This is a genomic window from Methylobacter psychrophilus, assembly GCF_025583945.1.
GTDB lineage: Bacteria > Pseudomonadota > Gammaproteobacteria > Methylococcales > Methylomonadaceae > Methylobacter_C > Methylobacter_C psychrophilus.
The window spans coordinates 81,807-106,622 of the sequence record NZ_JAOEGU010000009.1; the positions used below are offsets into that span (position 1 = coordinate 81,807).

General features: G+C 42.9%; 17 protein-coding genes. 5 read left to right on the forward strand and 12 right to left on the reverse strand.

Annotated elements, in window-relative coordinates; translation table 11 throughout:
• Window positions 1–83 precede the first annotated feature (83 nt).
• Window positions 84–785, forward strand: coding sequence for a DUF882 domain-containing protein (locus tag N7974_RS06775; RefSeq protein ID WP_262964875.1), 702 nt, complete (start codon window positions 84–86; stop codon window positions 783–785).
• A 97-nt stretch (window positions 786–882) separates the two neighbouring features.
• On the opposite strand, the gene N7974_RS06780 is transcribed toward N7974_RS06775, so the two are convergent.
• Window positions 883–2,805 carry a L,D-transpeptidase family protein gene (locus tag N7974_RS06780; protein ID WP_262964876.1) on the reverse strand — a complete coding sequence of 641 codons (1,923 nt, stop codon included), beginning with the start codon at window positions 2,803–2,805 and terminating at the stop codon, window positions 883–885.
• Window positions 2,806–2,991: 186 nt separating this feature from the next.
• Here N7974_RS06780 and N7974_RS06785 point away from each other — a divergent pair, with 186 nt between their 5' ends.
• From N7974_RS06785 to N7974_RS06795, 3 genes are all read left to right on the forward strand, one after another.
• The gene (locus N7974_RS06785) at window positions 2,992–3,924 is read left to right on the forward strand and encodes an LOG family protein (RefSeq protein WP_262964877.1); all 933 of its coding nucleotides are present in this window, start codon (window positions 2,992–2,994) and stop codon (window positions 3,922–3,924) included.
• Window positions 3,921–5,321, forward strand: a complete 1,401-nt coding sequence (locus N7974_RS06790; protein ID WP_262964878.1) for an MBL fold metallo-hydrolase RNA specificity domain-containing protein — start codon at window positions 3,921–3,923, stop codon at window positions 5,319–5,321. Before N7974_RS06785 ends, N7974_RS06790 begins: the two co-directional genes overlap by 4 nt.
• A gap of 874 nt (window positions 5,322–6,195) precedes the next feature.
• Complete coding sequence (locus N7974_RS06795; RefSeq protein ID WP_262964879.1) at window positions 6,196–6,390, forward strand: hypothetical protein; 195 nt, start codon at window positions 6,196–6,198, stop codon at window positions 6,388–6,390.
• A 482-nt stretch (window positions 6,391–6,872) separates the two neighbouring features.
• Here N7974_RS06795 and hypE read toward each other — a convergent pair whose 3' ends face one another.
• A complete protein-coding gene (hypE, locus tag N7974_RS06800; RefSeq protein WP_262964880.1) occupies window positions 6,873–7,898 on the reverse strand; it encodes a hydrogenase expression/formation protein HypE in 1,026 nt (341 codons plus the stop codon).
• Between the two features lie 221 nt (window positions 7,899–8,119).
• On the opposite strand from hypE, the gene N7974_RS06805 reads away from it, so the two are divergent.
• Complete coding sequence (locus N7974_RS06805) at window positions 8,120–8,305, forward strand: hypothetical protein (RefSeq protein WP_262964881.1); 186 nt, start codon at window positions 8,120–8,122, stop codon at window positions 8,303–8,305.
• A gap of 56 nt (window positions 8,306–8,361) precedes the next feature.
• On the opposite strand, the gene N7974_RS06810 is transcribed toward N7974_RS06805, so the two are convergent.
• The 10 genes from N7974_RS06810 to N7974_RS06855 form a co-directional block, all read right to left on the reverse strand.
• A complete protein-coding gene (locus tag N7974_RS06810; protein WP_262964882.1) occupies window positions 8,362–9,606 on the reverse strand; it encodes a S8 family peptidase in 1,245 nt (414 codons plus the stop codon).
• 7 nt (window positions 9,607–9,613) lie between these two features.
• Window positions 9,614–10,339: a hypothetical protein gene (locus tag N7974_RS06815; protein WP_262964883.1), complete on the reverse strand. Its 726-nt coding sequence runs from the start codon at window positions 10,337–10,339 to the stop codon at window positions 9,614–9,616.
• Between the two features lie 4 nt (window positions 10,340–10,343).
• Complete coding sequence (locus tag N7974_RS06820; RefSeq protein ID WP_262964884.1) at window positions 10,344–10,946, reverse strand: RNA polymerase sigma factor; 603 nt, start codon at window positions 10,944–10,946, stop codon at window positions 10,344–10,346.
• Between the two features lie 88 nt (window positions 10,947–11,034).
• A complete protein-coding gene (locus N7974_RS06825) occupies window positions 11,035–11,799 on the reverse strand; it encodes a TorF family putative porin (RefSeq protein ID WP_262964885.1) in 765 nt (254 codons plus the stop codon).
• Between the two features lie 405 nt (window positions 11,800–12,204).
• Window positions 12,205–14,667, reverse strand: coding sequence for a cytochrome-c peroxidase (locus tag N7974_RS06830; RefSeq protein WP_262964886.1), 2,463 nt, complete (start codon window positions 14,665–14,667; stop codon window positions 12,205–12,207).
• Between the two features lie 30 nt (window positions 14,668–14,697).
• Window positions 14,698–17,037, reverse strand: coding sequence for a hypothetical protein (locus N7974_RS06835; protein ID WP_262964887.1), 2,340 nt, complete (start codon window positions 17,035–17,037; stop codon window positions 14,698–14,700).
• 327 nt (window positions 17,038–17,364) lie between these two features.
• Window positions 17,365–18,015 carry an SCO family protein gene (locus N7974_RS06840; RefSeq protein ID WP_262964888.1) on the reverse strand — a complete coding sequence of 217 codons (651 nt, stop codon included), beginning with the start codon at window positions 18,013–18,015 and terminating at the stop codon, window positions 17,365–17,367.
• A 35-nt stretch (window positions 18,016–18,050) separates the two neighbouring features.
• Window positions 18,051–20,024: a multicopper oxidase family protein gene (locus N7974_RS06845; RefSeq protein ID WP_262964889.1), complete on the reverse strand. Its 1,974-nt coding sequence runs from the start codon at window positions 20,022–20,024 to the stop codon at window positions 18,051–18,053.
• Window positions 20,025–21,010: 986 nt separating this feature from the next.
• A complete protein-coding gene (locus N7974_RS06850; protein WP_262964890.1) occupies window positions 21,011–21,958 on the reverse strand; it encodes an SCO family protein in 948 nt (315 codons plus the stop codon).
• A gap of 26 nt (window positions 21,959–21,984) precedes the next feature.
• Window positions 21,985–24,762 carry a multicopper oxidase family protein gene (locus tag N7974_RS06855; RefSeq protein ID WP_262964891.1) on the reverse strand — a complete coding sequence of 926 codons (2,778 nt, stop codon included), beginning with the start codon at window positions 24,760–24,762 and terminating at the stop codon, window positions 21,985–21,987.
• Window positions 24,763–24,816 lie beyond the last annotated feature (54 nt).

The window sequence follows — 24,816 nt, forward strand, 5'->3', positions numbered from 1 at the left end:
TTAACTATATAATTATTCATTTAAGATTAATTTAAGACTTAAGCGTGCACAATAGCTAAAATAAGTAGCACCTGAGATAACACATGAACGAGCAACTATTAAAAAATACTGCAATTGACGAAGACAGTGCAATAGCATCAAGACGTAAGTTTTTGAAGCAGTTAGCTTGTGGATCGCTACTGGCATTGGGTGGATCAGAGGTTGCAACTGCAGCAGTTCGACATGTTATTCATCAAGGTCGACATAACTATGCTCTACCTCGTAGAACCACCACCCAACCTATTCAGTCGCGCATTTTTACCCGGCACAGCCAAACTGACTCACTGGATATTAGTTACCCTGCATATAAAACGCTGTCTTTTGAACATGCGCACACTGGCGACAAATTAAAGTTAACTTATTTTGAGCAGGGTCGTTATATTAAAGACGCACTACAAGAAATAAATTACCTGATGCGTGATTATCATAACGATGATATTCATCCCATTGATACCGCATTACTGGATCAGTTATTTGATCTGAAGCAGACGCTTGGCGTTACCAAACCTTTTCATATCGTCTCCGGTTATCGCTCTCCGATTACTAACGCCCAGTTACGCAGACATAGCAGTGGAGTTGCAGAACATAGTTTTCATATGCAGGGAAGAGCGATAGATATACAGGTCCAAGGTGTCGCAACAAAAACAATTAAAAATGCGGCCATAGCAATGGCAAAAGGTGGCGTCGGTTACTATCCACGCAGTGGTTTTGTCCATCTGGACACCGGCGAGATTAGAAGCTGGTAATGAAATGCACTTGTTGCCAGATAACTATTAATACTCTTATCAGATCAAACTAAAGCCCGGTCTACTGAATAATTAGATCGGGCTTCTAAAATCGTTGTTATTGTGCGGTAATAGCCTCAATAGGCTTAACACTTTCACTAACAAAAATTGACATATCAGACAAGTCTTCGGGTTTGCGCAATGCCTCAAGCAAAACCGCATCATGGTCATAAATGTCTTTATAGAATAAGAGATTATTATTCTGATCAAAAAAAGAGGTGGTGTAAAAAAACAATACCGGGATTGGCTTTTTTAAGATAACACGCTGTGTTTTAGGGGTGTTCAGTGCTTGATGTATAGACTCTTTGTTCCATTGATTTTTAAGCGCAAAGGCAGCCAGACCTTCCGGATTTGCAACCCGCACACAACCATGACTAAAATCTCTCCGTGATTTATTAAATAAGCTTTGAGATGGCGTATCGTGTAAATAGACATCTTCCTTGTTAGGAAAAATAAACTTTACCCTGCCCAACGAATTCTTCTTGCCTGGACGTTGCCTAACTTTCAAAGTCCCTTGCTTAAGCTCTGCCATTGATGAGGCCGTAAAAGGAACCGCCTTGATCTCATTACCAAAAGTAGTCACCATCTCCATATTCTCTATATCCAGGTAATCAGGATTTTGCATTAGCTTGGGTAATATTTCTTTCTTTACGATACTGTAAGGCAAATTCCAGTAAGGCATAAAATCAATAAAACTCATTGTTGCCATCAATACTGGAGTTTCATTTTTTAGCGCCTTACCAACAACAACTTTCATGCTGGGTATCTCTGCATTGAAATGATCCTTGTCATCAAAGGCCCATAATTGAAAGGCCGGAATATTAACAACAAGATAGGGCCCGGTATCAAGTTCAGGCAACCATCGCAATCTTTCCATGGCTAATTCAATTTGCTTTACCCTTTGATTCAACGGTACATTCATCGCTGCGACAGTTTCCTTACCGATAATACCATTTGCAACCAAGGCATGCCGAAGCTGAAACTTTTTAACTCCAGCAACAACGCCGCCGCTATAGCGCGTGGGTTTCTGGTTGCCACTATCGCTTACGATAGCCATATCACCGACAGATTCTAAAAATTGTTCCAGTTCAGCAAGTTGCTGAAAATTCTCACCGGGATTTAAGGCTTTCGCAATACGTAACTGAAACGCTGGAAGTTTTTTTGCCAATGGACGATAAGTCGCTAATGCCGTTTTTAACTTTTGATATTGTTGTAATTTTGGCTCTACCAACAGCGGTAGTTGCTTGATAGTCCCCAAGGCCAAACTTTCTTTAATCAGCACAGGTAAATCAATCAACTGTTTCCCTCTTAAATCGAGTTTATAGTTTATGCCTTGTGGATTTACTCGACCATAATGCAAATCATGAAGAAAACGCAGTAAAGTCAAACTAATAGCCGTATCATAAAGTGCCAATTGCCGACCATTATCCGTCGTATTAATAGCCAATACTTTTGGCAGTTTTTGCCGTAGCATTTCGGTATCATAGCTTGCTGAAATCAAGCCATTATCTGCGGCGCCATCCAATAAATTGAGGACATCAAGAATATTTTTTTCTGCATCGGTATTGTCGAGCCATAACAAGTGATAATCTGTCGCTTTATAAAGCGCTTCAAGATCTTTAGCGCGATTAATAAAATTCGACAGCAGCAAATAAGGATGCTGTTTTGAAGCAAAAATAATATTAAGTTCATTCGCCAAACCGGTATTTTCGTTAGCAACGGCTTTAATATCGACATCCGCTACAGAGCTAACGACAACATCTTTTTCAGTCGCTATATCATCAGTTACCGGGTTGGTAATTTGATTATTGAGATCTGCCGCCAACAGCCCTTGAACTGAAAAACTCAGGCAAAAAAACACCAAAAAACGACTTAAAATAACCAAGATAATTTTCTTAAAACTGATACCTTGTTCATTACGCCAGAGCCAACTTTTTAAAGCACTTTTTTGCGAAAAAAATAATTTTTTCGAATCAAGCATACACTATCCCCTTTACTAATATACTTAACTGCATACAACACATTCTAATCTATAAAATAATCAGCTTTTAATTTCAGCCAATTTCTACTGTTACAATTTTAACACTAACAACCCTTTTAAATGGCAATAAGAACAAATACGTAGAATAAATATTTCAATTTATATTAACTTATATAAGTAAATCCGATGGCAAAAAAAACCTTAATACCTAGCGAAAGCCCCTTTCCCACAGCCAAGCAGGATGCTGTTACCAGTATTTCTTATGATTACGGCACGGCACAAAGCCATTCGCCATCTTATCGGCTGGCTTATGATGATTTTGACTTCATTATGCGCGATGAATTACGACCGGTACGCTTACAGCTTGAACTACTCAAACCTGAACTCACTCAGTTGGAACAAAATATTCAAGCCACTGTCGTCATTTTTGGCAGTGCGAGAGTTTATGATAATGAAGCTGCGCTTCAAGCAGTCCATAATGCCGAAGAAGCACTTGATAAAAACCCCAGTAACCCCGAGCTTGAAAATACTGTGGCGATTGCTTGTCGTCTGTTGAATAAAAGCCGTTATTATGATGAGGCCCGTAAACTGGGCGCTTTAATTACTCTGGGTGCCAAAAACATAAAACCAACATTAACGGTGGTCACCGGTGGTGGCCCCGGGATTATGGAAGCTGCCAACCGTGGTGCGGCAGATGTGGGTGGCAAAAGTATGGGACTTAATATTGTGTTACCGGGAGAGCAAAAACCTAATCCTTATATCACGCCCGAACTGTGCTTTCAGTTTCATTATTTTGCTATCCGTAAAATGCATTTTTTAATGCGAGCCGTGGCACTGGTAGCTTTTCCGGGTGGTTTTGGAACAATGGATGAGCTTTTTGAAGCACTTACCCTAATTCAAACCAAAAAAGTCAGACGAATCCCTGTTATCTTGTTTGGCGAGCAATATTGGAATAAACTCATTAACTTCGATATGCTGGTAGCAGAAGGTGTTATCACACAAGATGATCGCAACCTTATTCAATACGCTGAAACGGCTGAACAGGCTTGGCGTCTTATCCTGAAAAGCTACACCATAAACGGCGACAACCTTAACCCTACTAAAAAGGCCACGTCATGACCAGTCTAACTTTTTATGGTGCAACAGGACAGGTAACCGGCTCCTGTTATTTACTGGAAACAGGTTCCTTCCGGATATTACTGGATTGCGGATTATTTCAGGGTTCAAAAGAAACAGAGCAACAAAATACAGCAGATTTCCCTTTTGATCCGGCAAGCCTGGATGCCGTAGCGCTCTCTCATGCTCATCTTGATCATTGTGGGCGCCTGCCAAAACTGGTTAAAGACGGCTTTAAAGGTACTGTATTTTTAACCGAGGCCAGCTTTCCTCTATTGGAATTAATGCTTAACGATGCCGTGCATCTACAATTAAGAGATACCGAATGGGAAAATAAACGCCGTCAACGTGCCGGAAAAAAACTGCTAGAACCGCTTTATAAGCTGGAAGATGTACAGGCTCTTTTGAAACTCAGGCAACCAATTGCCTACAGTGAAGAAAAAGAAATTCTTGCCGGCATAACCATTTCTTTCCATGAAGCCGGACACATACTGGGCTCGTCCATTGTGCGTCTGCGTATAAAAGACCATGATAAAATAAAAACACTGGTTTTCTCAGGCGACTTGGGTAACCCAAATTCACCGCTGTTACGTGACCCTAGCATTTTAACGGAAGCGGATATCTTATTACTGGAATCTACCTACGGTGACCGCGATCATAAACCACTACAAAATACCCTCAACGAATTATGCGAAACCTTGGCAGAAGCGGCAGAAAGCGGCGGTAATGTCATTATTCCTGCATTTGCTGTCGGCCGAACCCAAGATTTAATTTATTGGCTGGGTAAAATTCAAAGACTGGGTAAATTACCGCAGCAACAGATTTATCTGGATAGCCCCATGGCAATCAGCGCCAGTGAAATTTATGCTGCCAATGTCCCACTTTTTAATATTGACGATCCTGAATTCACCAAAATAGCTCCACAGGGTTGGCATACCTGGCTAAAAGGCCTGATTTATTCACAGACTGCTGAAGAATCCATGGCCGTCAACCGTATTGCCGGTGGTGCAATTATTATTGCTGGTAGTGGCATGTGTAATGGTGGGCGCATCCGCCATCATCTTAAATATAACTTATGGCGTCGCAACGCCCATATTATTATTACCGGTTTTCAGGCAGAGGGTACCTTGGGTCGAATCCTTGTTGACAGTAAAAAGAAAGTATTAAAAATCCTGGGCTCTGAAATCAAAGTAGAAGCAAAAATCCACACACTTGGTGCGTTAAGCGCTCATGCCGACCAAAGTCAGTTATTACAATGGGCGAGTCATTTTAAAGCGCCCCAACCACGGCTTTATCTGGTTCATGGTGAAAAGGCTGCCACCTTATCCTTGCAAACCTGTTTTAACCGCATGGGATGGAATGCCAACATTCCCAAAGTAGGAGAAAAAATTACTTTTTAAAGTGATTTTAATAATAAACTCATCCAGCTTATACAGATTTCTACTTCACATCGCTGTAAGCATTAAAATTATTTACCTGAAAATGTACCGAGTATAAAATATTCTAATTACAAAATGTTTCTGCCAGTGACACAAACACGTAACCAAGCAACCGTAAAGCCGCTTTTATTGGACGATAGATAACTTAACAGGCTATAGAAGCCGATTTTTATATACGGAATACCAGTTTTAAGTCGCATCTGAGCACTTTTTCGCCTGTAAATACCAAGATTACGCCAATAATTGCGCTGTAATGGTCAGTTATCAGAGCGCAGTGAAAAAGCCGTTAAGCTTTAGCTATCAAGGCTTGCAAAGGCAACTGTTTTATAAAATACTACCTACACGCGGAATCAGGATTTTTCTGACGCAAACTAAAAGCCTATAAACAACCACCATTAACCCCACTACAGAAGGTAGAGCCATGCCCAAGTCTAATCTTATTCCCCACTGAGATCATAATTTTATAATCTGGTTTGAGCATTTCATTGCCGGTTTAACACCTGAATACGAAACCGCAGAAGCTGACCTAAAAGCTTTAATTGCCGCCAGCAAAGACTTTAGAGCCAAATCAATCCATACTAACGATGCCGCCGCTGCCAAACAAGCCACTGCAGAAAAAAAAATAGTCGGCAAACAGCACATGCCTTGATAAGAAGCGAGGCCGGCTGAATCAAAGCTCGCTCGGTTTATACCGAAGCCCAAGGCTCACAACTGGGTATTGAAGGGCCGGAACATAATACCGACCTAAACGACTCCAGTCCGAATATAACGGCTATAGATAAAACCGGCGGGATGGTTGTTATAAGATTTACCAAATATTCCAGTGAGGGTATTAATGTTTACTGCCAACGCAGCGATGATATTGATTGGGTATTACTGGGTAGGGCTACACTCTCGCCCTATACAGATAATCGGCCGCAGGGGGGAGACCGGCAAATCCGAACTACGTCGCTATACCGCTATTTTTATGCTAAAGGATAAAGAAATTGGCAAGTTCAGTAATGATCTTATTGTCTCCTGCACACCTTAATTTAATGACAAGTCAATACATGGTTGTATAGTCTTTCAGAAATCAAACGTTTATTAGATGAAATTTTGAGCCCACGCGGATACCATCCTTTAAAGCATAGGTATCCATGCGAGCTCAAAATTATTTATCTAAAAACTTATAACTATTTTGCAGGATTTTTCAGGAGGTATTGTGTGATTTCATTAGCGGCTATTTAAAAGTTGCTTGGCTTGATATATTGGATTACCATCTAAGAAAAATGGTTATAAATTCCACTTTAAGGATGCAAATATGGAAATCCATCAATTATTAATGCAAACTTTCATAAAAACCGTATTTTCTCAACAAATAGTAATGTCAAAAATCTTGCATGAACTCAATGGACATGATTCATCTAAAGAAGAGAAAATTAGCTTGTTAAAGTTGTGCATTGAAACACTAGAAAAAAAATAACCTTGCTATTATATTTGTCATGTCTTTCGTGGATAGTGCAGTAAATTTCCTTAACAAATACGCGGCAAAGGATCTTCTTCAAGCTCTTGTAAAATACGCTCTCCACCAAGCACCGTTTCAATTAGTGCATGGGGATATCCGGCTTCAATCCGGCCTATTATTGCAGCATCCAAATAACCTGAATTATGCAGATTCTGTATGGCTTTTTCAGCATAAGCCGTATCTATAACAGCCAGTACACGGCCTTCGCAGGCCATATATAAAGGATCATAACCCAGCATATCGGCGACGGCTCTGACCTGCTCGTTAACAGGAATTTTACACTCATAAAAACGTACCGCGTTATCGGTTGCTTGGGCAATTTCATGCGCTATTGTCGCAATACCGCCCCGGGTTGGATCGCGCATAAAGCGTAAGCCGGGGGTCTTAATTAAGGCTTGGGTGATAGGAAAAACACTGGCGGCATCCGATTGTAAACTGCCACTTAAACCAAACTGCTCACGTGCCAGCATCACCGCAGTACCATGATCGCCAGCCGTACCGCTCAACAAAATCGCATCACCGGGTTTTATTTGATCAATCCCCAACTGTAACTGTGGATCACGCACGCCAATGCCGGTTGTCGCAAAATAAATACCGCCACCCTGCCCTCGCCGTAATACTTTAGTATCACCGGCCACTATTTTAACCCCGCATTCCTGACAGGTTTTTGCCATACTTTGAACAATCCGGTCAAGAACAGCAATTTCCAGTCCTTCTTCGATAAAAGCATTCAGTGTCAAGTAAAGCGGTGTGGCACCGGAAACCGCTAAATCATTGACAGTACCATGCACCGCCAGACTGCCAATGTTGCCGCCAGGAAACTCAAGCGGCTCAACGGTAAAACCATCAGTAGTCATAACCACATCACCAGCATTAAGATCTAGTGGAATCAGCGCAGCATCGGTGCGCGTATCCAGTAAATCGTTTTTTAGATGGCGGGCAAAAAGCTGATCAATTAGCTCCCGCATCAAGCGCCCCCCATTACCATGAGCGAGACTGATATGGGTGTCAGACAAGGTATATTCCGGGTTCATTACTTACTCAACTTTTAAATAATTATTATCAGGCATTCTAACAGTGCCAATCAGCATCGGCTATTTTTCTTGTGCAGATTCTAATCTGTTTATTGAATTGGCCGGATATTACAAGCATTGTAAGAAGTATTAAAAAGATGTTCACCCCAAGCCGCCAGCCGCCCGTATGGAAAACAAATCGCCTACGTATACCTATAGGTACCCTGCAAAGAAAATCTCAAATGGATGTGCTGCTCGAATTTATCAATACTTTGCTGGAGCACCAGAATTCAGCAGAGAAGTTTAAAAAATGGACTTTACTTATTGACGATGTTTTTCAGTTAATGCCTTCCGACAAGCATATGGTTGGGAGAGATTTAGTCCGACTGGAACCAACGGCTTCGCTACAGTATCATGCTGCGGTATGATTTCCCATGAATCAGAATGCCAAAAATTTAAAAACTTGAACATCGAGTTCAACCTATTAATGTTCTTTGGCAATAACTGTCACCGCATTAAGTACTCGGGCAGTCAATAAATTAGAATCACTAATCAACCATTGCTTGATATCATTTGCTTGCCAATCAGGATGCAGTTGTAGCAACAGCGCCGTCACACCAACGATATGGGGCGTTGCAAACGAACTACCGGTCATGAAGTCATAGGCTTGATGCGGAACAGTGGTCAAAATATCCAGACCGGGGGCAACAATTTGTAAATTATCAGGATTATTGGCTTCGCCACCCTGCCCTACGGCTATTACACCCGAAATATTAGCGGGAAAACCGCCTGCTTGATGTTTTCCAGATACTGCAGCGATTACGATAATGCCTTTTTCCAAGGCTTTCTCAATCAACTGCCGCAATAAAGGATCTTCAGCTCCACTAAGGCTGAGATTTATTATCCGGCTATCCAGTTTAATAGCTTGATTTAGCGCCAGTGCCAAGGTAAAACTGTTGCAATGAGCGGCTAACGAACCGGGCTTATTAGGCCAGCACGCTCGCAGAGCAAAAACTTGAGCATCCGGTGCTATGCCTACAATACCTATGCCATTGTCAGGACGCGCCGATAAAATGCCGGCAACGGCTGTACCATGCACCTCGGCCATGTTGTGATCTATAGGTTCGGGAGCAAGATTTTCCGTATAGTTGATTTGACCTTGAAGATCAGGATGATTGAGATCGACACCCGTATCAATTAAAGCGATACGAACTCCACGACCGGTGGTAATTCGGTGCAGATCCGTTATCAGCAGTGATTGTATGCCTGATTGCAAGTGTAAATAAGGATCACTGTATGGCTTTGAAGAGGATTGCTTATTGCCCATTACCTGAAAGTTGTGCATCTGTTGAACCAATGAGACCTGATGGTCTTTTTGCAAATCTGCCATCACTTGTTGCAACTGTAATTGTGTCGGCACATTATAAACCACACAACTCACGCCCAATGCAGTAACAGGCCATTGAGCAATAAGCTGTAAATGATGGCGATCAGCCAGTTCATTAGCAATGCGCTCACTCCAGCTAGAGTTATTATAGTGGCCGCGAATCCTATAACCGTCTATCGCGTTACCGGGTAATTGCCGATTGATAGTCCGGTCGACAAAAGTAACCAGCAAGCGGCGATCAACTGTTGCACTGTCACCCAAACGAGGAAAATCAGTTGTATTTGCACAAGCAGTTAATAGTACTAACAAGCCGAGCAACAAAATTGATCGCAATAATGTCATAATTGGCTTAGGGTTCGATTACAGGTTCAACCAACAACACATTTTTTTGGTTGCGCAAAAAGGCAATGGAGGTGGTTAATTGTGAACTATCTTGGCCATCACCCAAGCTTACCGTATAGGCACCAACACTATTAGGGCCCTCGACAATTTTTCCGCGAACCTTTTCAAGTAGAGAATCAATGACAATATCCGGCAAAGATTTGGAAAAAACGATGCGCAACTTGGCTCCTTTCGGCGACGCCGGCTTGGCACTTGATAATGTGTAATAATCCATTATTACCGGGGAGCTCTCGAATTGCATGATTAGCGGAATCATCACCAGTAGCATTAATACCGCAATGGCAAAATATTTTCCAGGGCCGCCGCGAAAGCGCAATAATCGTCTAACCCGACTTGCAGTATTATCAGACAAGCCTGACATCAGGCTTGCAGGCTTTCCAAGCCGGCTAAGGTTCTGCTGATTGATAGATGACCTGACTGGTTCAACTGCTAGCAATTTTGCCCGCAATCCTGCGAAAGACGCATCGGCCGCCACATCCAAAACAGAAGCTTGATTGATTTCAGCGGATAATTTACGCAAGACAACCAATTCCCGACTACACAAAATGCAACTACGAAGATGGCTTGCCACCTGCTTGCGCTCATATTGTTCCAGGCTATGATTGACATACCAAGGTAACAATAGCTGTATTTGTTGGTGATCATCAGTTAATGGAAAAGTATGTCGATTCATGACCTTAGTTCTCTTGAGTTTCTGCAAAAATCTGAAGCTTTTTACGAGCATGAAACATGCGTGTTTTTACGGTGTTTTCAGGACAGTTCAATATTTTGGCAATCTCCTGATAAGGCAGACCGTGATAATAGGTCAGCTCAATCACAGCTCGCTGATCCGGTTGAAGTGTTGCCAATGCACAACGTAACCAGTCAGTACTTTCCAGGTTTTTAGCTGGATTGGATGCGTGATCACCGATAGTGTCAATCAAGTCATCAACATTAACATCATTACTGCGACGTGCATTTTTGGATATCAACTTAAGTGCTTTGTTATAGGCGATACCAAACACCCATGTTGATATTTTACTGGTATGATTAAAACTCTCGGGTTTTTGCCACACTACCAATAAAGTTTCCTGGATAAGTTCCTCAACTGATTCAGGCTGGTTGGTCATTCGTACAATAAAACGAAACAGCTTTGTATAGTAAATTTTGTAAAACACTTCGAATGCCGAAGTATCCCCTTTGATAATACGCTTAAGCAAAGCATACTCATCAACAACCTTAGCAGTATCGGACTGGTCAGAAATTGGTTGTCGATTCTTGGAAGACACTAAACTCAACATTTTTTTAACCAACACATTTGTGTTTTTAGATTCATCATAAGTTATATTCCTTAGTAAGATAAAAAGGTTCAAATGCCGCAAGAAAATTCTAAAATCCTACAGTAATAGACAGCAAATATTTATTCTCTAAAGGACTTGGATAGAACGCATTCAAATCAAATTCCGATTCATTGTATTGATTTAAATGAACATCGACGTAACGGGCATCAAGTGTCAGATAGGACGTCAAAAACCAGGAGGCCCCGAAATTCCAATAAAAATAGTCCTGATCGAGTAAATTCCAACTTTGTGAATAACCCAGCCCCCCTGAAATCTGTACTGTATCCAAAATATCACGGCGAAAATTAATTTCATAGCTAGGCACAGTGGTATGACGTTGATAAGCATTGGGAGCAACAGAAACCTTACCGCTGAACCATTCTTTATAATGCAAGGTAGCACTAAGTTCTGCGTAATCAGCACGCTGCCCAAACAGTTTGCCGTTATAAACATAACCGTTAGCGGAAAGCTCGGTTCTCCAATTAACGGATAGCGGTAATATCCAGCCCAAATAAGGCTTAATTTCAATCTCGGCACTATTGGTATTGGGCTGACTATTAAAATTAACTTTTGAAAGTCCTAAACCGACAAACCACCCGGAAGCATTCTCATAATCTATGAGACCTTGCACTACCGGATTGCCCTGGCTTTTGGAATAACCCCGATAAACGTAGTCACTCCGAAAACTTAATTCACCGTGCCAATCAGCATTGACAGGCGAAAAGCCAAGTAATAAACCAAACAGCGACAATGCACGAAAAAAAAACCGTAGCGGAGCTTCTGACGCTTTAAACAGGTAAGCATTTGTCTTCATAGGTAAGATAATATAAAAACGCAAATTACGGTAAAAGTCCTCAGCGCCAAGTGCTTTTACCGAGAAAATAGTATTTTTTTATAACGGATCCATTACCTCCCGGCACAACACTTTGGAATATATGTTTTTATAATATTAGTATTCATTATGCTGAATTTAAAAATGCCCCACATATAAAATTACGCGGCAGTAAAACGATATTCAACCTCCTTGGCAACACGCTCCTGCGTCTGTTAAGGAGCCAATTGTTAGCGCTCTACCTACTGTATTCATGTAGCCGCACCCCCAGCGCTCTCGTTGGATGAAAGAGCGCTTAACGTTACTTTACTTCCAATCCCCCCTCTATTAAAAAGGCAAGTCAAGGTGTGCAAGTTATAAAATCACCACTCCATATAACAGGCACATTTATTTCAGTCCAATATCAAAAGATTGTAGTGCCGGTAAGCCTTTAGATTTTCGTCCCGCCGCTCCAACGGCTGGCATCTCTAAACTTTGCTCTACAGCAGGATTTAATTTCACTTTATTCTCATCGCCTACATGGCCATTAGGTATCGTTAAGGAAGGATGATCGAAAGGAGCCTTCTCCCAACGAACACGTTCATCGGTCAGTGACTTCATAAAAGCAACCATATCATCCACATCCGAACTGCTCAAACCCAATGTTTCCTGAGACGATTGACCTGGATTACACGTTCTGTTAAGCAATTCTTTAGTGCCTGCCATATCCGGTGACATATTACTGGCCTGACCGGAACTTCCCTTCAAAAAACCGCTATTGTCCATCAATCCGGTTACCGGATCAGTGGCAACCACGCTATTACCGTATGCATCAATAGTTAATAACGCCCCACCACAGTTTGAATCTATTAGAAACAAGTCTTTACGATCCCCTCCCCGATTATAAAATTGAACGACTTGTTCCAGGGTTGCCTGGCCACCATTGTGAAAATAAGGTCCAGTCAACTCGACATTACGCAATGTCGATGTTTTGAACGCACCGTCAACCGCATCACGCTCATCACTCACAACAGGATCAGTACCACACAGATAACCCCAATTTGAAGTGACAGGATTCCAGGAAATACAACCAAGATTTGCAAACAGGAAAGAATTATTTTGAAATGGGTCGGGAAATAAACTGGAAATATTAGGAGCTGCAATAGAGTAATCGAACGGATCATTCGCTTTATTCTTTGCATTACGGGTAAACGATAAGGGATAACCATAGCCATCAGTCGCCCCCACACCAAGATCTTCTTCTGTAGGACGTACACCAATATTGTAGAAACCCTCATCATAAAGGGCAATTCCACCATCACCCATCAACATACGCAAAGTGTATTTACCAATCTCTGGCACATTACGGACATTCTCCACATGAGTAACTGACGCAGACGTAAATTCGGAACCCAGATGACAAGCAATACATTTACCTTGATTCACAAACAGGTTTAACCCTCTTTGCTCTTGGTCAGTGAGCTTATCGCGCCCATTAATAGCCTGATCGAAACGGGAGTCATCAGATACCAATGTTGATTCATAAGCTTGAACGGCCAACCCCCAAAACAAGGAAAAATTATTTTCAATCAGTTTATAACCGTCTACCGTTTGCGTATCCGACACATCCCAATAGGCATTATTAAAAGCACTTTGTATCAATAACTTATAAGTATTTACAGGCTTAATATTTCCGGCAGTATTAGTATATGGACCCAATACGCTATCAGATACGTCAACTTTTTGTTTTCCCAACGGCTTGACTGCCAGTATTTTTTTGCCCAACTCAGAAAAATCTTTCCCACCACAAGACATTTCAAAATCACTTAGTGCCGGGCCAACGGCTTGCGAGGCAAGGCTGGAGTTATAGATGGTAATCCTGTTTTTAACGAGCTTACCATTAGCATTTTTTCGGTAGATCTCATCAGATGGCGTCAATAAAGGATCAGCAAACCGCCTCAGTCCAAATGGATCCAGCCCGTTAAAAACGTTATTTGCCCGTCCATCCCAAAAATTACGGAAATTATAAACCGCATTAATAATGGTGGGTGTATTACGAGGCTCGACCTGACGCACCGATCTTCCTCCCACATTAAACAGCGGCATATCAGGACCCGATTTAGGAAACCTTTTTTTACAAAGTTCTTTTTTACCTGAAGGTGTCAAACCATTAAATGTTGAATAATAAACTCCCTGAGATGACACCACGTCATCACTATCATAGACAATTTGAGCATTTCGATCCGCTTGAAGTGCTTGGCCTGCGACAGGATTTTGTGGCTCCTGATATTGCCGTAGCGGAAAATCTTTCTTTGTCAGTGTGTAATTGGGACCTTTTCCAGAGGTGGGTAACAGCGGATCCAGGTTGGTTGTGTTGGGATACGAGGCCATGAAATCGAAAACTTTGCCGATTGGGGTAATACCGTCACTGGCAAACTTGCCGCCGGCATTTCTTAAGCCCGGGTCAATCTGATTTTTTATGCGGTTATCCGCACCTGCCTGAAAATGACAACTGGCACAGGCAATACCGTCGCTCCCTACCTGACTATCCCAGAATAACATTTTCCCCAAGGCTATCAATGCAGCTTTGTTTTTAATAATACTCGGTGATATTGACACTTTATTACCACTACCATCAACCATGTATGGCTCTGGCACTGGCGTACATTTAAGTGAACCGGGTACTTCCGGAAAGTTAACCCTATCCATGGCATTGGCAGCACAAAAAACCTGTAGTGCTGTTGGCTTGCTGGCAACCGCTGCCATAGCAGGTTGAGTAAAAGTAACCAGTAACGCAGTCACCCCTAGAAAAACAGTCCATTCGAAAAGATTAGTTAAGCCTTTTCGACTTAATTTAAATACAGTGTTCATAATAAATTCTCTCTGGGGGGAATTACTTGGTTAAAATTGGCAAGTATTCACAACACCTACACTGGTGGTGATAACACCGCATATCAGTGTTGGCACAATATTCCCAACCCCACCTCGGCTTGAATAGACAGTGACTGACTCTGGAAGTGTATAGATATTGGTAGGTAACGCTGGATTTCCACGCGGATGCAAAGGATCTAAAATGGTTCCGGACGCTGAATAGACCCAGCACGGATTGTTTCCAGCGGGACATGGTAATCCGCCGGCTGGAACTGTAGCAGGATTGCTTACCAACTGCATCGGTTGAGGGTCATTAGCCAGCTGAAGACCCGACAGACTAGTAGCCTGTACATATAATTGCAGGTTAGATGTCGCGTTTGGTAGCGAAGAAGTTGCAGTAACTGTTAGCTTGCCTTTATTTTGTTTGTTGTCCCAAGTAGCTTTAAGTACAGTAACCCTATCAGGTATTTGTGTTACAGGAACAGTCAACTGGTTAGCCAACTTGCCCGCACATTGGTTTGGAGCCGGCATAGGCTGCGCCCATGGTGCTGGATCAAGTGGTTCTACAATAGGTGGATTACTACCTGCGCTCGGGGTAGTAAGCAGCCCGGAACCACAGGCCAAAAAAGCCAAATCCTGAAAGTTATTGGGAACTACCGGATCACCCAGGAACAAATTTTCAGGGAAAATATACTCAAAGTTCGGTGCATTATACTGACCGGCAACCAAGCCATTGGCATATTTACCAGCGGGATTTTTTGGATCCAGATAAGCTTGGGGTATATAACAAGCAATTGATTTACTGTTACATAGCGACCGGCTAACAATACGCATATTTCGCGTTGGTGGAGCATAAGCACCGGTGGCTGGGACAAAGCGAACGCGCCCGATAACTGGTGGACCTGAAGGATTCACACTACTTAAAAACCGTTCAGTCACCAATCCGCTTACCTTATCAACATCCATGGCAAAAATATCGACCAAAGTACTAGGGTCGGTAGTAAAGCCCTCAACCTTAATTTTTGAGGTCACTTCCTGTGGAATATTTTGGATGGGCAACGCATTAGTTCCTGCCAACAAACCTTCAATCATCACATAGACCGGCTTGGTACCGGGATAGGTATAGATGCCGGTATGGTTATTAATAGTATGCGCAGAAATGTAATAAAGCGAAGTAACCGGTTGGTTTGGAACATAATTATCAACCAACAAAGTACCTGAGTAATCAATATAATCGCCTACTTCAAAAGGCGCTTGTCGATCCGGGCGCGTTGTGCACGGGTTAGTAATAACGCCTCCTTTAGAGTCTACAAACGTTCCGCAAGGGCCTGGTGGTGGCGGTGGATTGACCGGTAATGCATCCATTACGAAGCTGTGACAATAGCCATCCTTTTGTGCTGGGAAAGCGGGAAAAGTAATGCCATTGGCGATAGGTAAATTTGTACATTTAGAGCCGTTCTTACCTTGTTTGGGACGATTCTGCTGAGGACAAAGCGCATCTGTATCACCGCCGATACCAAAAGGATAAGCTCGGGGAATACACATAGGAAAACCGGTAGCAGCATGAATCGTAGGATTATCCGTATCTACCGTAAAACGTTGATCATAGTGACTTTCTTCAACATCACAACGCTCTGCGTCTGGTAATAAAAAACAACCTGGCCCGCCATGTTTTAAGCCAAAACGGCCTATAGCATCGTTAAGCCGAACCCGAGCGTTTGGAGCCAGACATTGTGGGTTGGCTGTTGATTGCCCCTGAAGTCCGTTAGTAGGCAAACCCGAAGAGACACAAAGCTCACCAGTTGTGTAATCAATGGACTTGATATAGCCCTGTCCAACATTAAGGCTTTGTTGTGAAATAAAAACTAACCCGGCGATATGCTGGTTATCCCCAGTGACAGAATCATTGACAATATTTCCTTGTATATGAATCTCATAAGCCGGTAAAGCCAACGAATCCGGTGTCATGTTTTTATCGTCCAGGGTCAGTCCTGATGTACCTGGCGCTGTACCGACTGGTGTCAATAATGGATCAAAAAGCTCTGCCCAGGTTAACGTAGTGGCTGGCATCTGCAGGATAGTATTACAAGGAATTATTATATCAACACCATTCACGGTAACCCTACCGCCCCATAGACGCGGATCAATGTAAGTGCCTGAATCCGTACACACATAGGGATCGACACTAGCATTTTGCATGTAACCTGTTACATCAAACTGCGTTGGTACAGTCGGAGGTGGAGTAATGGGGCTAACATCAAAAATAGCAGGTTTGAAAATGTTTTGATTACCTTGCGCGGCAAATATAGAATCGACAGCAGTCAATGTACTTATCAAACCAAAAATAAAGCTAAGGTATTTAAATTTCATGGCAGAATCTCTTTTAATTTTTTTTAAAAAATCTTGGTTGCTTTATTGATGAGGATATTCATACCCTTCCCCGATATTTGGCTTCATCCCAAAGGGATCCCCTTATTGCTGTCGCTAAATTCTGCGTTACTGACACTAAATTATTTCTATTTGCCGACAGTCTCTGCCAGCACCCCTTCATCAGTTCAAAAAGCTGGTGTAACTCTCAACCAAGTTATTATTTTTTGCCTTTGGTAGCCTTAATCTATAGACTTTCAAAAATTAAATTTCCAATTCATATCGCTGTGTGCGTAGAAATTATTTATCTGAGAATCTATAAGTAATGCTTTAACCCATCATTTCCGATAAAACAGGGCGACTGCCGTTGGGTTCCATCCAGCGAATATATTCAGCAAGGTATTTAGGGTCACCCAAAGCCGGAGCCATGCCCCATCGCTCCAAGGATTCAATACCAAATTTAACGACTCCCAAATGCTGGCTATTGTCTTTATCAAGGCCCGGATCAGAGTTTTTATAGCCAAGATGTTCCCTAAGCAATTCAATATTGGCTTTGGAACCGGTCAAGAATGTCCAACCCGATTTAATCTTGTGCAGTTCGGTAAAAGCTTTTAAAACCGCAGGCGTATCGTGTTCCGGCTGTAAAGAAATTGAATACATAAAAATATCTTTACCCATCCGCGCACCAAATTCCTTATAAACCTGCTTCAGGTTGGCGATCATACCAGGACAAATACCGTCGCAATTAGTATAAGTAAAGTTAATCATGACGATTTTATTCTTGATTAAATCATCATAAAAATGCACGACCTTACCTTCATGCGTTACCACAGGAACGTTAGGGAAAGTTCTTTTACTACGACTAACCTGATTACCAATAACCGGCGTAACAGAAATGGCAAAACTCTCTGGAATACAGGCTAAAGCAGCAACGCCCAGAGAAGCGCCGGTCAAATTTTTAATAAACTCTCTTTTGTTCATGGCTGGTTACTCTTTGAATGGTTGGTTTAGGGACATTACTTGCCGGCATTAGGATCAGTCGGTGGCACAATCTTAAAGCGAATCATCATGGCGTGATCTTCGTGCACCACGTTATGGCAGTGCATGGGGTAATCGCCAATCCAATCACGAAACTGCATACGGAAAGTAATACTTGAAGTCCCTGCTGTACCCTGAGCTCCATCACCAATACGCACGACATCTTTTCTGGATAAATCATCGATAGCGGGTGCTTTACCATTACGGTTAATAACCTCAAATTCTTCATGATGAATATGTACCGGATGCGACCAACCGCCAGGTGAAGTCAGTGTCCACTCTTCCTGAGAACCCTCTATTGGGTAAGCGCTGACAATAGTTGGATTAAAGAACTTTCCATTAACGTTCCAGGCACCATTACTGGTACCAAAATCAAATTTACGCTTTATTTTAATCGGATTTTTAGTACGATCAGGCATAGGTACCATAACCTGTGTTTGTAGCGTCGCTAACGAAGCGCTGTTATCAACCACAGTGGCACTTGAAACAATGAATTTAAGCAATTGAGTTTTGCTACTGGAGGCTAAAATCTTGCCGGTAGTCCCTTTGCCGTTGAGTTGTTCGAGACGATTTTCCAGATAAATAACCGTACCTGGCTTATAAGTACTAAAATCAATAATAACGTCAGCACGCTCTGCAACGCCCAAACGTATACTGGATACGATTTGCGCCTTGGGCAACAAATTACCGCAATTGGCGATACGGGTAAATTTGGCAGCATTACTTAACGACAATTCAATATAGCGTGAAGGTCCGGCATCCAGAAAACGGAACCGGTATTTACGCCGATCAACCGTTAAATAGGGTTTAATTTTAAAGTTAACGGTTTGCTGATCGCCAAGGATTCCGTCAATGTTAAAGGTATCAAAAAACATCTGTCCTGTTTGGTCAAATACCTTGTCAGTAAATAACAAAGGTATGTCGTATTTACCACTAGGCAACCTTAAGCCGATCGTTTCATCATCGGTATCCAGGTTAATATCTTTACTAAATAACGTATAAAAAGAAGCCATGCCCTTATAAACATTTTGTGCGGTAAAATCCATCCGATGGTCATGAAACCACAGTGTGCTTTGGGTTTCCTGCCAATCACCAGGACACCACAAACCCTTTGGATTAGCTGTATCGGTACGGAAGGTACCAGTTTTGTGGGTACTGGCAAAACCGGCACGAATATTGGGATACCAATAATCCCACCATTTACCGGAATCGAAAAAGCGCATGGGGCCGCCATCGGACTCTGGAGGGTTATGAGCATTATGAAGATGCGGTGAACACTGATTGATACCAAAACCTTGCGTGTCCCGGTCGCCTTTAGGTAAGCCGTTGTACATGCGCATTAAAACCGGCGAGCCATACTGTGCCTTTAAACGCAATACACCGGTAGCAAACTCGCCATTACTATCCGAATTCATGTCGACGTAAGTCCACACCTTGGAATTAAAGGCAGGATACTCAGCTAGGGAGTAAAAATTCCAGTCAATTTCTTTGGCCATCAACTCATATTTGGTACAAGCAGCCAATCCGCCCAATTCATCCCAGCGTTGATGCTCATCTGCACGCGCTTCGATAAAATCCTCGTAATCGCCAATGGGGCCATTGCCGGGATTATAAAGATTCTGTTTTTCCAGACACTGTCCTTTATCAGCCTCAGGCCCTGTAAAATTACCTACAGAAACAGCTGTTTTCGGGATAGGCAGTGGCTCCGTCCAAGGCTTGTTACAGGGTGGACTGATAATGCTCGTTGATGAACTGGCAGCTTGTGCCAAATTAGGCAAAAATACACCGCCGCCAATAGTAGTAAGCCCCCCCACACCGGCAGTCAAACCCATTTTAAACAATTCCCGTCGAGATATCCCGGCCGCCTGAATATCATTGACCTCTTTCATATAACGTTCAACAATCTTCTCTTGCTGGCTAAAACTTGTCGCTTTTATAATTTTTTTAAACATGATGTCTTCCCCCCTAAATTTTATTTGGTCTATTGCACTACATCTACCTATACGGTTTTAATACGTTACAGCTTGGGTTAGCGATTACGCAGAGGTAACCTGAGTGCCATTTTTTAAAATAATTTTCTATTACTCTGAACCTTTGCTTGTTACTTCAGAATTAATCATTAACAAGCCAAAAAGGTGTTAGCAATTAATCAGGCATATCCAATACCAAGCAATAGCTATGCCAACAACTATAAGTTAATAATTACTATTGATTATTTATTTTTTATCGGACAAATAATAGCTTCATTGATGGCAGCACTGTAATATTTATGATACAAAAGCAGTCGGACTTAAGAATTACGCCAAATATAACTGTAATATTTTTATTACATAAAGATTGGGAATCTAACAGCCGGGCTTTGGGCAATCTCATTACGTTACTGGATAATTTTGCTAACGTACCGGAAATATAAATAATGCGGGTATTTAAATCCGAAGCTTTGCGGGATTATTGAATCATTAGCGAGGTATAAAAAGTCATCACAAAGTCTCTTAAATCCCCCATGGCGAGACTGAAAAGACTGGATTGGATATTATTTTGAACTGTTACAAAATTGATACACTAAGCAATCCCGGTTGGGTTGGTACTTTTCCAGTACCAATATTATCCATGCTCATTGCAAAACCATGTTGCAAATCATGGATGCATGAGCTGAGCGTCATGCACCCTACCAGCAATGTAGTTATTTACCTCCCCTTTGAAAAAGGGGATTGAGAGGAATTTATCTAATAAAATCTCCCCTAACCCCTCTTTTTCAAAGAGGGGGACTGAATAAATACCCAGCAATGAGGAAAAATCCCGCTGGGGATGAAGCCAAAGATCAGCAAGGGGTTTGCATCCGCGCCCAATAAAACAACTTCGCTATGCTTATTGCCGGACGCTCCATTGGGCTAAAGGCCGAGATTTAAACCAGTAAGGAAAATTGATTAATTACGGATTAGTTTTTAACCTTTAAGCTACCCGCTTCCATGTAAGCAATCAGCGCTTCCACATCGCCATCACTCAGCCTTAAATTAGGCATCACTATTTTTTCGTAACGGTTATACAAATCCACTGCAATTGGATCTTTATCAGCCAGTAATTTATCAGGAGTTTTAATCCAACGTGTCAACCAAGCCCTATCACGCATTTCCGTAACTCCCTGTAAGCCGGGACCCAAGCCATCTTCTTTGCCTGTGCTGTGACAAGCTTCGCACTTGGAACGGAACAGCGCCTCACCGGTAGATTTAGCCGGAGCTCGAACTGCCTCGAGGTTATCCGTCGAAGTAACGACAGATTTGGCTTGTAACCGTGTTCCCAGTACACGTACCAAAGCTTTGGTTTCTTCAAAGGGTGAACGCTTGATCCACTGCCCTGCATGTTCATTGCCCATCAAAATACTGATTCCATGTTCACTAAGCTCTTTTTCAGCTTGACCATCGCTACGATACATGCCCAGCTTTTGGCGCAACAAAGTGACATCTTCCGGACGACCCGTCAAAAATGTCCAACCCGGCCCTACTTTAAATCTTGCTGCATAATCTTTTAATTCGTTAGGGTTATCCCGATCACCATCAATACTGATTGAATAAAACACCACGTCTTTCCCCATACGATCACCCAGCGCCTGTTGAACCTTTCGCAGCGCGGCGGTTTCCAGCGGGCAACTGTCGGTGCAGCGTGTGTAGATAAAATTAATCGCAAACACTTTGTCCTTGATCAGATCGTCATAAAAACGAACTTTTTTACCGTCTTGGGTCACTAATTCCACATTCGGAAAATAGTTGGCTCCCCAGGCAGAGCCTGGTGGAGCAGCCCATGCCAGGCTGCCCCCCAAGTTTACCGCGAGACCGGTCAGTAAGATTAAGAAGGCTCTAACGCCTGTTCTTGCGATCTTCGCACTCATCAATATAACTCCTTAAGCCAAACAACCTACGGGTTAGGTACGGAAGTAACAGAAACATCCGCTGCACGTTGACCAAAGGTGGTCGGTATGACTAACTGTTTAGCCTGCGTGGTGGTAGTGCTGCCTGTATCAGCCGTTGGCAGTTTATAGGTTTGCCCATAGCCGGGCGCATCATATTCCACCCCCCCCCACTCCGGATAAGGTGTGCGCACCCATTTGGCGTGATCGGCATTTTCTACATCCCAACGCAATAACATGGCATGGTCTTCGTGCTGGGTATTATGGCAATGTTGCACATAGGTACCCGTAAAATCACGGATACGAATGGCTACATCAATATCGCCAGAGGAATTAATTTCAGGCCCGAGACGATACATATCCTTACGACCCAGACGCTCCCAAGGCGGCGGTGTTAAACCGTCACGTTTAATGATTTGACCTTCCTCGAAATGGATGTGGGCAGGATGTGACCAACCACCGGCGTTATTAACCAAATGCCAGATCTCCACCGAATTTTTGGTTGGCGCTGCTGAAATTCGATCTATATCCGCGGTCAAACCTTCACCGCCATCAGTGGCAATGGTCCACGGCACACCATCAGTAATCGTATCCGGTTTTTTACCATAAATAAAGGTGCGATGTTTGGCAGAAGCCAGTTCAGCCTTTGTAAAGGTTGGTAACGGCAACAGCACTTTACCGGGTACGGTTTTCTTGGTCTTGGTATCGACCACCATTTCCGTGTACTCGGCAGGATTTAAACTGTTGTCAACCTGTCCGGCAGGCATCGGACGCAAACGGAACTCCATGAACTTGCCAATAGCCAAATCAGTGTCGTTATAGGTGTTTTTCGCACCGTTAAAAGCATTAAAAGCGGCTGCCACGGTAACTGGTTTGACCTTTGGCCCCGCTCCGGTTGTGTGTTCCATCAAGTTAACCAAATACACTTTACGGACACCTTTGGCATACAGTGGCGCAAAATCGACCACAATGTCATAGCGCTCGGCAATTGATTGTGTGGGCAAGCCCTGCCCCGCTACCGCGTTGGGATAAGCTACCGCGTGCTGCATGATATTACCGTCATTGGCAATCTGGTGGAACGGAACCTGAACGCCGTTTTGATCGACCACAGCAATCTTCATATAGCGCGACACACTGCCGTTAAGCATGCGAAAACGATATTTACGGGCACGCACGTCCATATAAGGTTTGTAGACCCAGTTTACCGTCATGACGTCGCCCAAGAATCCATCAGTAATCAAGGGGTTAAAGTAAAGCTGACCAAACAGATCAAACGCCTTGTCAGCCAATACCAAATTGACGTCATAATCGCGGTTACCCCAACTTTTCGCCGTGCCGCTCGGTAGACGTAGGTTAACGCCGTCATTAATTTCTTCGTTGCCGCGATCAATCGCACTGTAATAGTTCATCATCGCCGCATTGCCTTTGTAGACATTTTGCGCAGTGAAATCAAGCATGTGGTCGTGAAACCAATGGGTACTCATGGTTTCACGATAATCACCAGGCACTTGAATAGTCCCGGTTGCCGGACAAGTCACTTTGTCTATCACCTCTCCCGGCGTACAAGGCATTGCCGCGCGTTTATCGGTTGCTGCCGTGTTAATGGTATCGTGACCGGCCAACACCATCGGCCAACGATAGTCGTAAAACTGCCCCGGATAGAAGTAAGCGCCAGCAAAACCGTCACTTTCAGCAGGATTGTGACCGTTATGCTCATGAGTACTGATGGTATGGGTACCGAAACCATTATTGGTCGCTTGGTCAATCGGCAACGCATTATGGTGACGGAACAAAATGGTTTCACCGTAACGAGCCATCAACAATTTAGGCGGTATAGTGCCATCAAAAGTCCATACCGAGTTTTTATCCTGAACAGGCATTAAAGGATGAACCTGGACATCAATGCCCTTGGTTGTGCCTTCGAATTGTGGAAGATAGCCTGTTGCGCTGACTTCAGCGGTGGCAAATTTATCCCCTGCCAGCGTGCTGGCCAGTGGACCGCCTAGTAAATAAGGCGAAGTCACCGTATTATAATTAAGACCACCCGGACCAAACTCACTCCATTTGCCAACGGTCTGACTATAGCCATGTAACTGGAGCTTGTCGCGTGCCCCACGGCTGGTACGAGCACCGGCTTGAACGGATTGAAAAAACTTTACCGGTTGAAACTCATTCCATCGCTGATGTTTAAAATCATCTTCACCCGGACGACCATCCATGGGCATGGATAATAAAGCGGCAGTATTTGGATCACAATTTTTAATATCATCTGACCAAGGATTGGCGTAGATAAATTTACCGTCAGCATCTTTTTCGGTATGGGCAAATTCACCCGGCAATGGATACAATTCTTTATTTTTAATAATCGAATCAAGGCCGGAGTTATCGACATTACCGGTACAGTCTACATTACCAGCCGAATTGAGGGGTCGTGGCAGTGTTGTCTTACTAAGATCTTCTTTAGGAAGACCATTGGAGTCTTTATAATCTTGCAAACCAAACTCCTCGAACAGCACTACGCGAGCACTGAAGGGTTTGGCACCGGATAACGGGCTGGGTTGATTGAGTCCGGAGGGAACCGTCAATACCCCTAAGGCTTCCGCAGGACTAATTGACAGTAAACTACCCGCCAATAAAATGATAGCCACACCTAAATTTGAAACAGAATTCCTGTCGATAATAACAAAAAGACTGTTAACTACTAAGGGATTTTGAGCTTTATAAGCTAACTCCCCGAGTCGTTTTTCAGCAATTTTATTGCTGCTAAAATTTATTATTTTATTCATAGTAAATTCCTCTCATAAAAGCTTTATAAACGCCCCAAGGCGGTAAAACCATTC

Excerpts from the sequence above, each read along its gene's own strand:
- N7974_RS06825 (WP_262964885.1), bottom strand. The coding sequence starts at position 11,799 with ATGAAGACAAATGCTTACCTGTTTAAAGCGTCAGAAGCTCCGCTACGG.
- N7974_RS06815 (WP_262964883.1), bottom strand. The coding sequence starts at position 10,339 with ATGAATCGACATACTTTTCCATTAACTGATGATCACCAACAAATACAG.
- N7974_RS06790 (WP_262964878.1), top strand. The coding sequence starts at position 3,921 with ATGACCAGTCTAACTTTTTATGGTGCAACAGGACAGGTAACCGGCTCC.
- N7974_RS06850 (WP_262964890.1), bottom strand. The coding sequence starts at position 21,958 with ATGAGTGCGAAGATCGCAAGAACAGGCGTTAGAGCCTTCTTAATCTTA.
- N7974_RS06830 (WP_262964886.1), bottom strand. The coding sequence starts at position 14,667 with ATGAACACTGTATTTAAATTAAGTCGAAAAGGCTTAACTAATCTTTTC.
- N7974_RS06780 (WP_262964876.1), bottom strand. The coding sequence starts at position 2,805 with ATGCTTGATTCGAAAAAATTATTTTTTTCGCAAAAAAGTGCTTTAAAA.
- N7974_RS06855 (WP_262964891.1), bottom strand. The coding sequence starts at position 24,762 with ATGAATAAAATAATAAATTTTAGCAGCAATAAAATTGCTGAAAAACGA.
- N7974_RS06820 (WP_262964884.1), bottom strand. The coding sequence starts at position 10,946 with ATGTTGAGTTTAGTGTCTTCCAAGAATCGACAACCAATTTCTGACCAG.
- N7974_RS06775 (WP_262964875.1), top strand. The coding sequence starts at position 84 with ATGAACGAGCAACTATTAAAAAATACTGCAATTGACGAAGACAGTGCA.
- N7974_RS06835 (WP_262964887.1), bottom strand. The coding sequence starts at position 17,037 with ATGAAATTTAAATACCTTAGCTTTATTTTTGGTTTGATAAGTACATTG.
- N7974_RS06810 (WP_262964882.1), bottom strand. The coding sequence starts at position 9,606 with ATGACATTATTGCGATCAATTTTGTTGCTCGGCTTGTTAGTACTATTA.
- N7974_RS06805 (WP_262964881.1), top strand. The coding sequence starts at position 8,120 with ATGGATGTGCTGCTCGAATTTATCAATACTTTGCTGGAGCACCAGAAT.
- N7974_RS06785 (WP_262964877.1), top strand. The coding sequence starts at position 2,992 with ATGGCAAAAAAAACCTTAATACCTAGCGAAAGCCCCTTTCCCACAGCC.
- N7974_RS06840 (WP_262964888.1), bottom strand. The coding sequence starts at position 18,015 with ATGAACAAAAGAGAGTTTATTAAAAATTTGACCGGCGCTTCTCTGGGC.
- hypE (WP_262964880.1), bottom strand. The coding sequence starts at position 7,898 with ATGAACCCGGAATATACCTTGTCTGACACCCATATCAGTCTCGCTCAT.
- N7974_RS06795 (WP_262964879.1), top strand. The coding sequence starts at position 6,196 with ATGTTTACTGCCAACGCAGCGATGATATTGATTGGGTATTACTGGGTA.
- N7974_RS06845 (WP_262964889.1), bottom strand. The coding sequence starts at position 20,024 with ATGTTTAAAAAAATTATAAAAGCGACAAGTTTTAGCCAGCAAGAGAAG.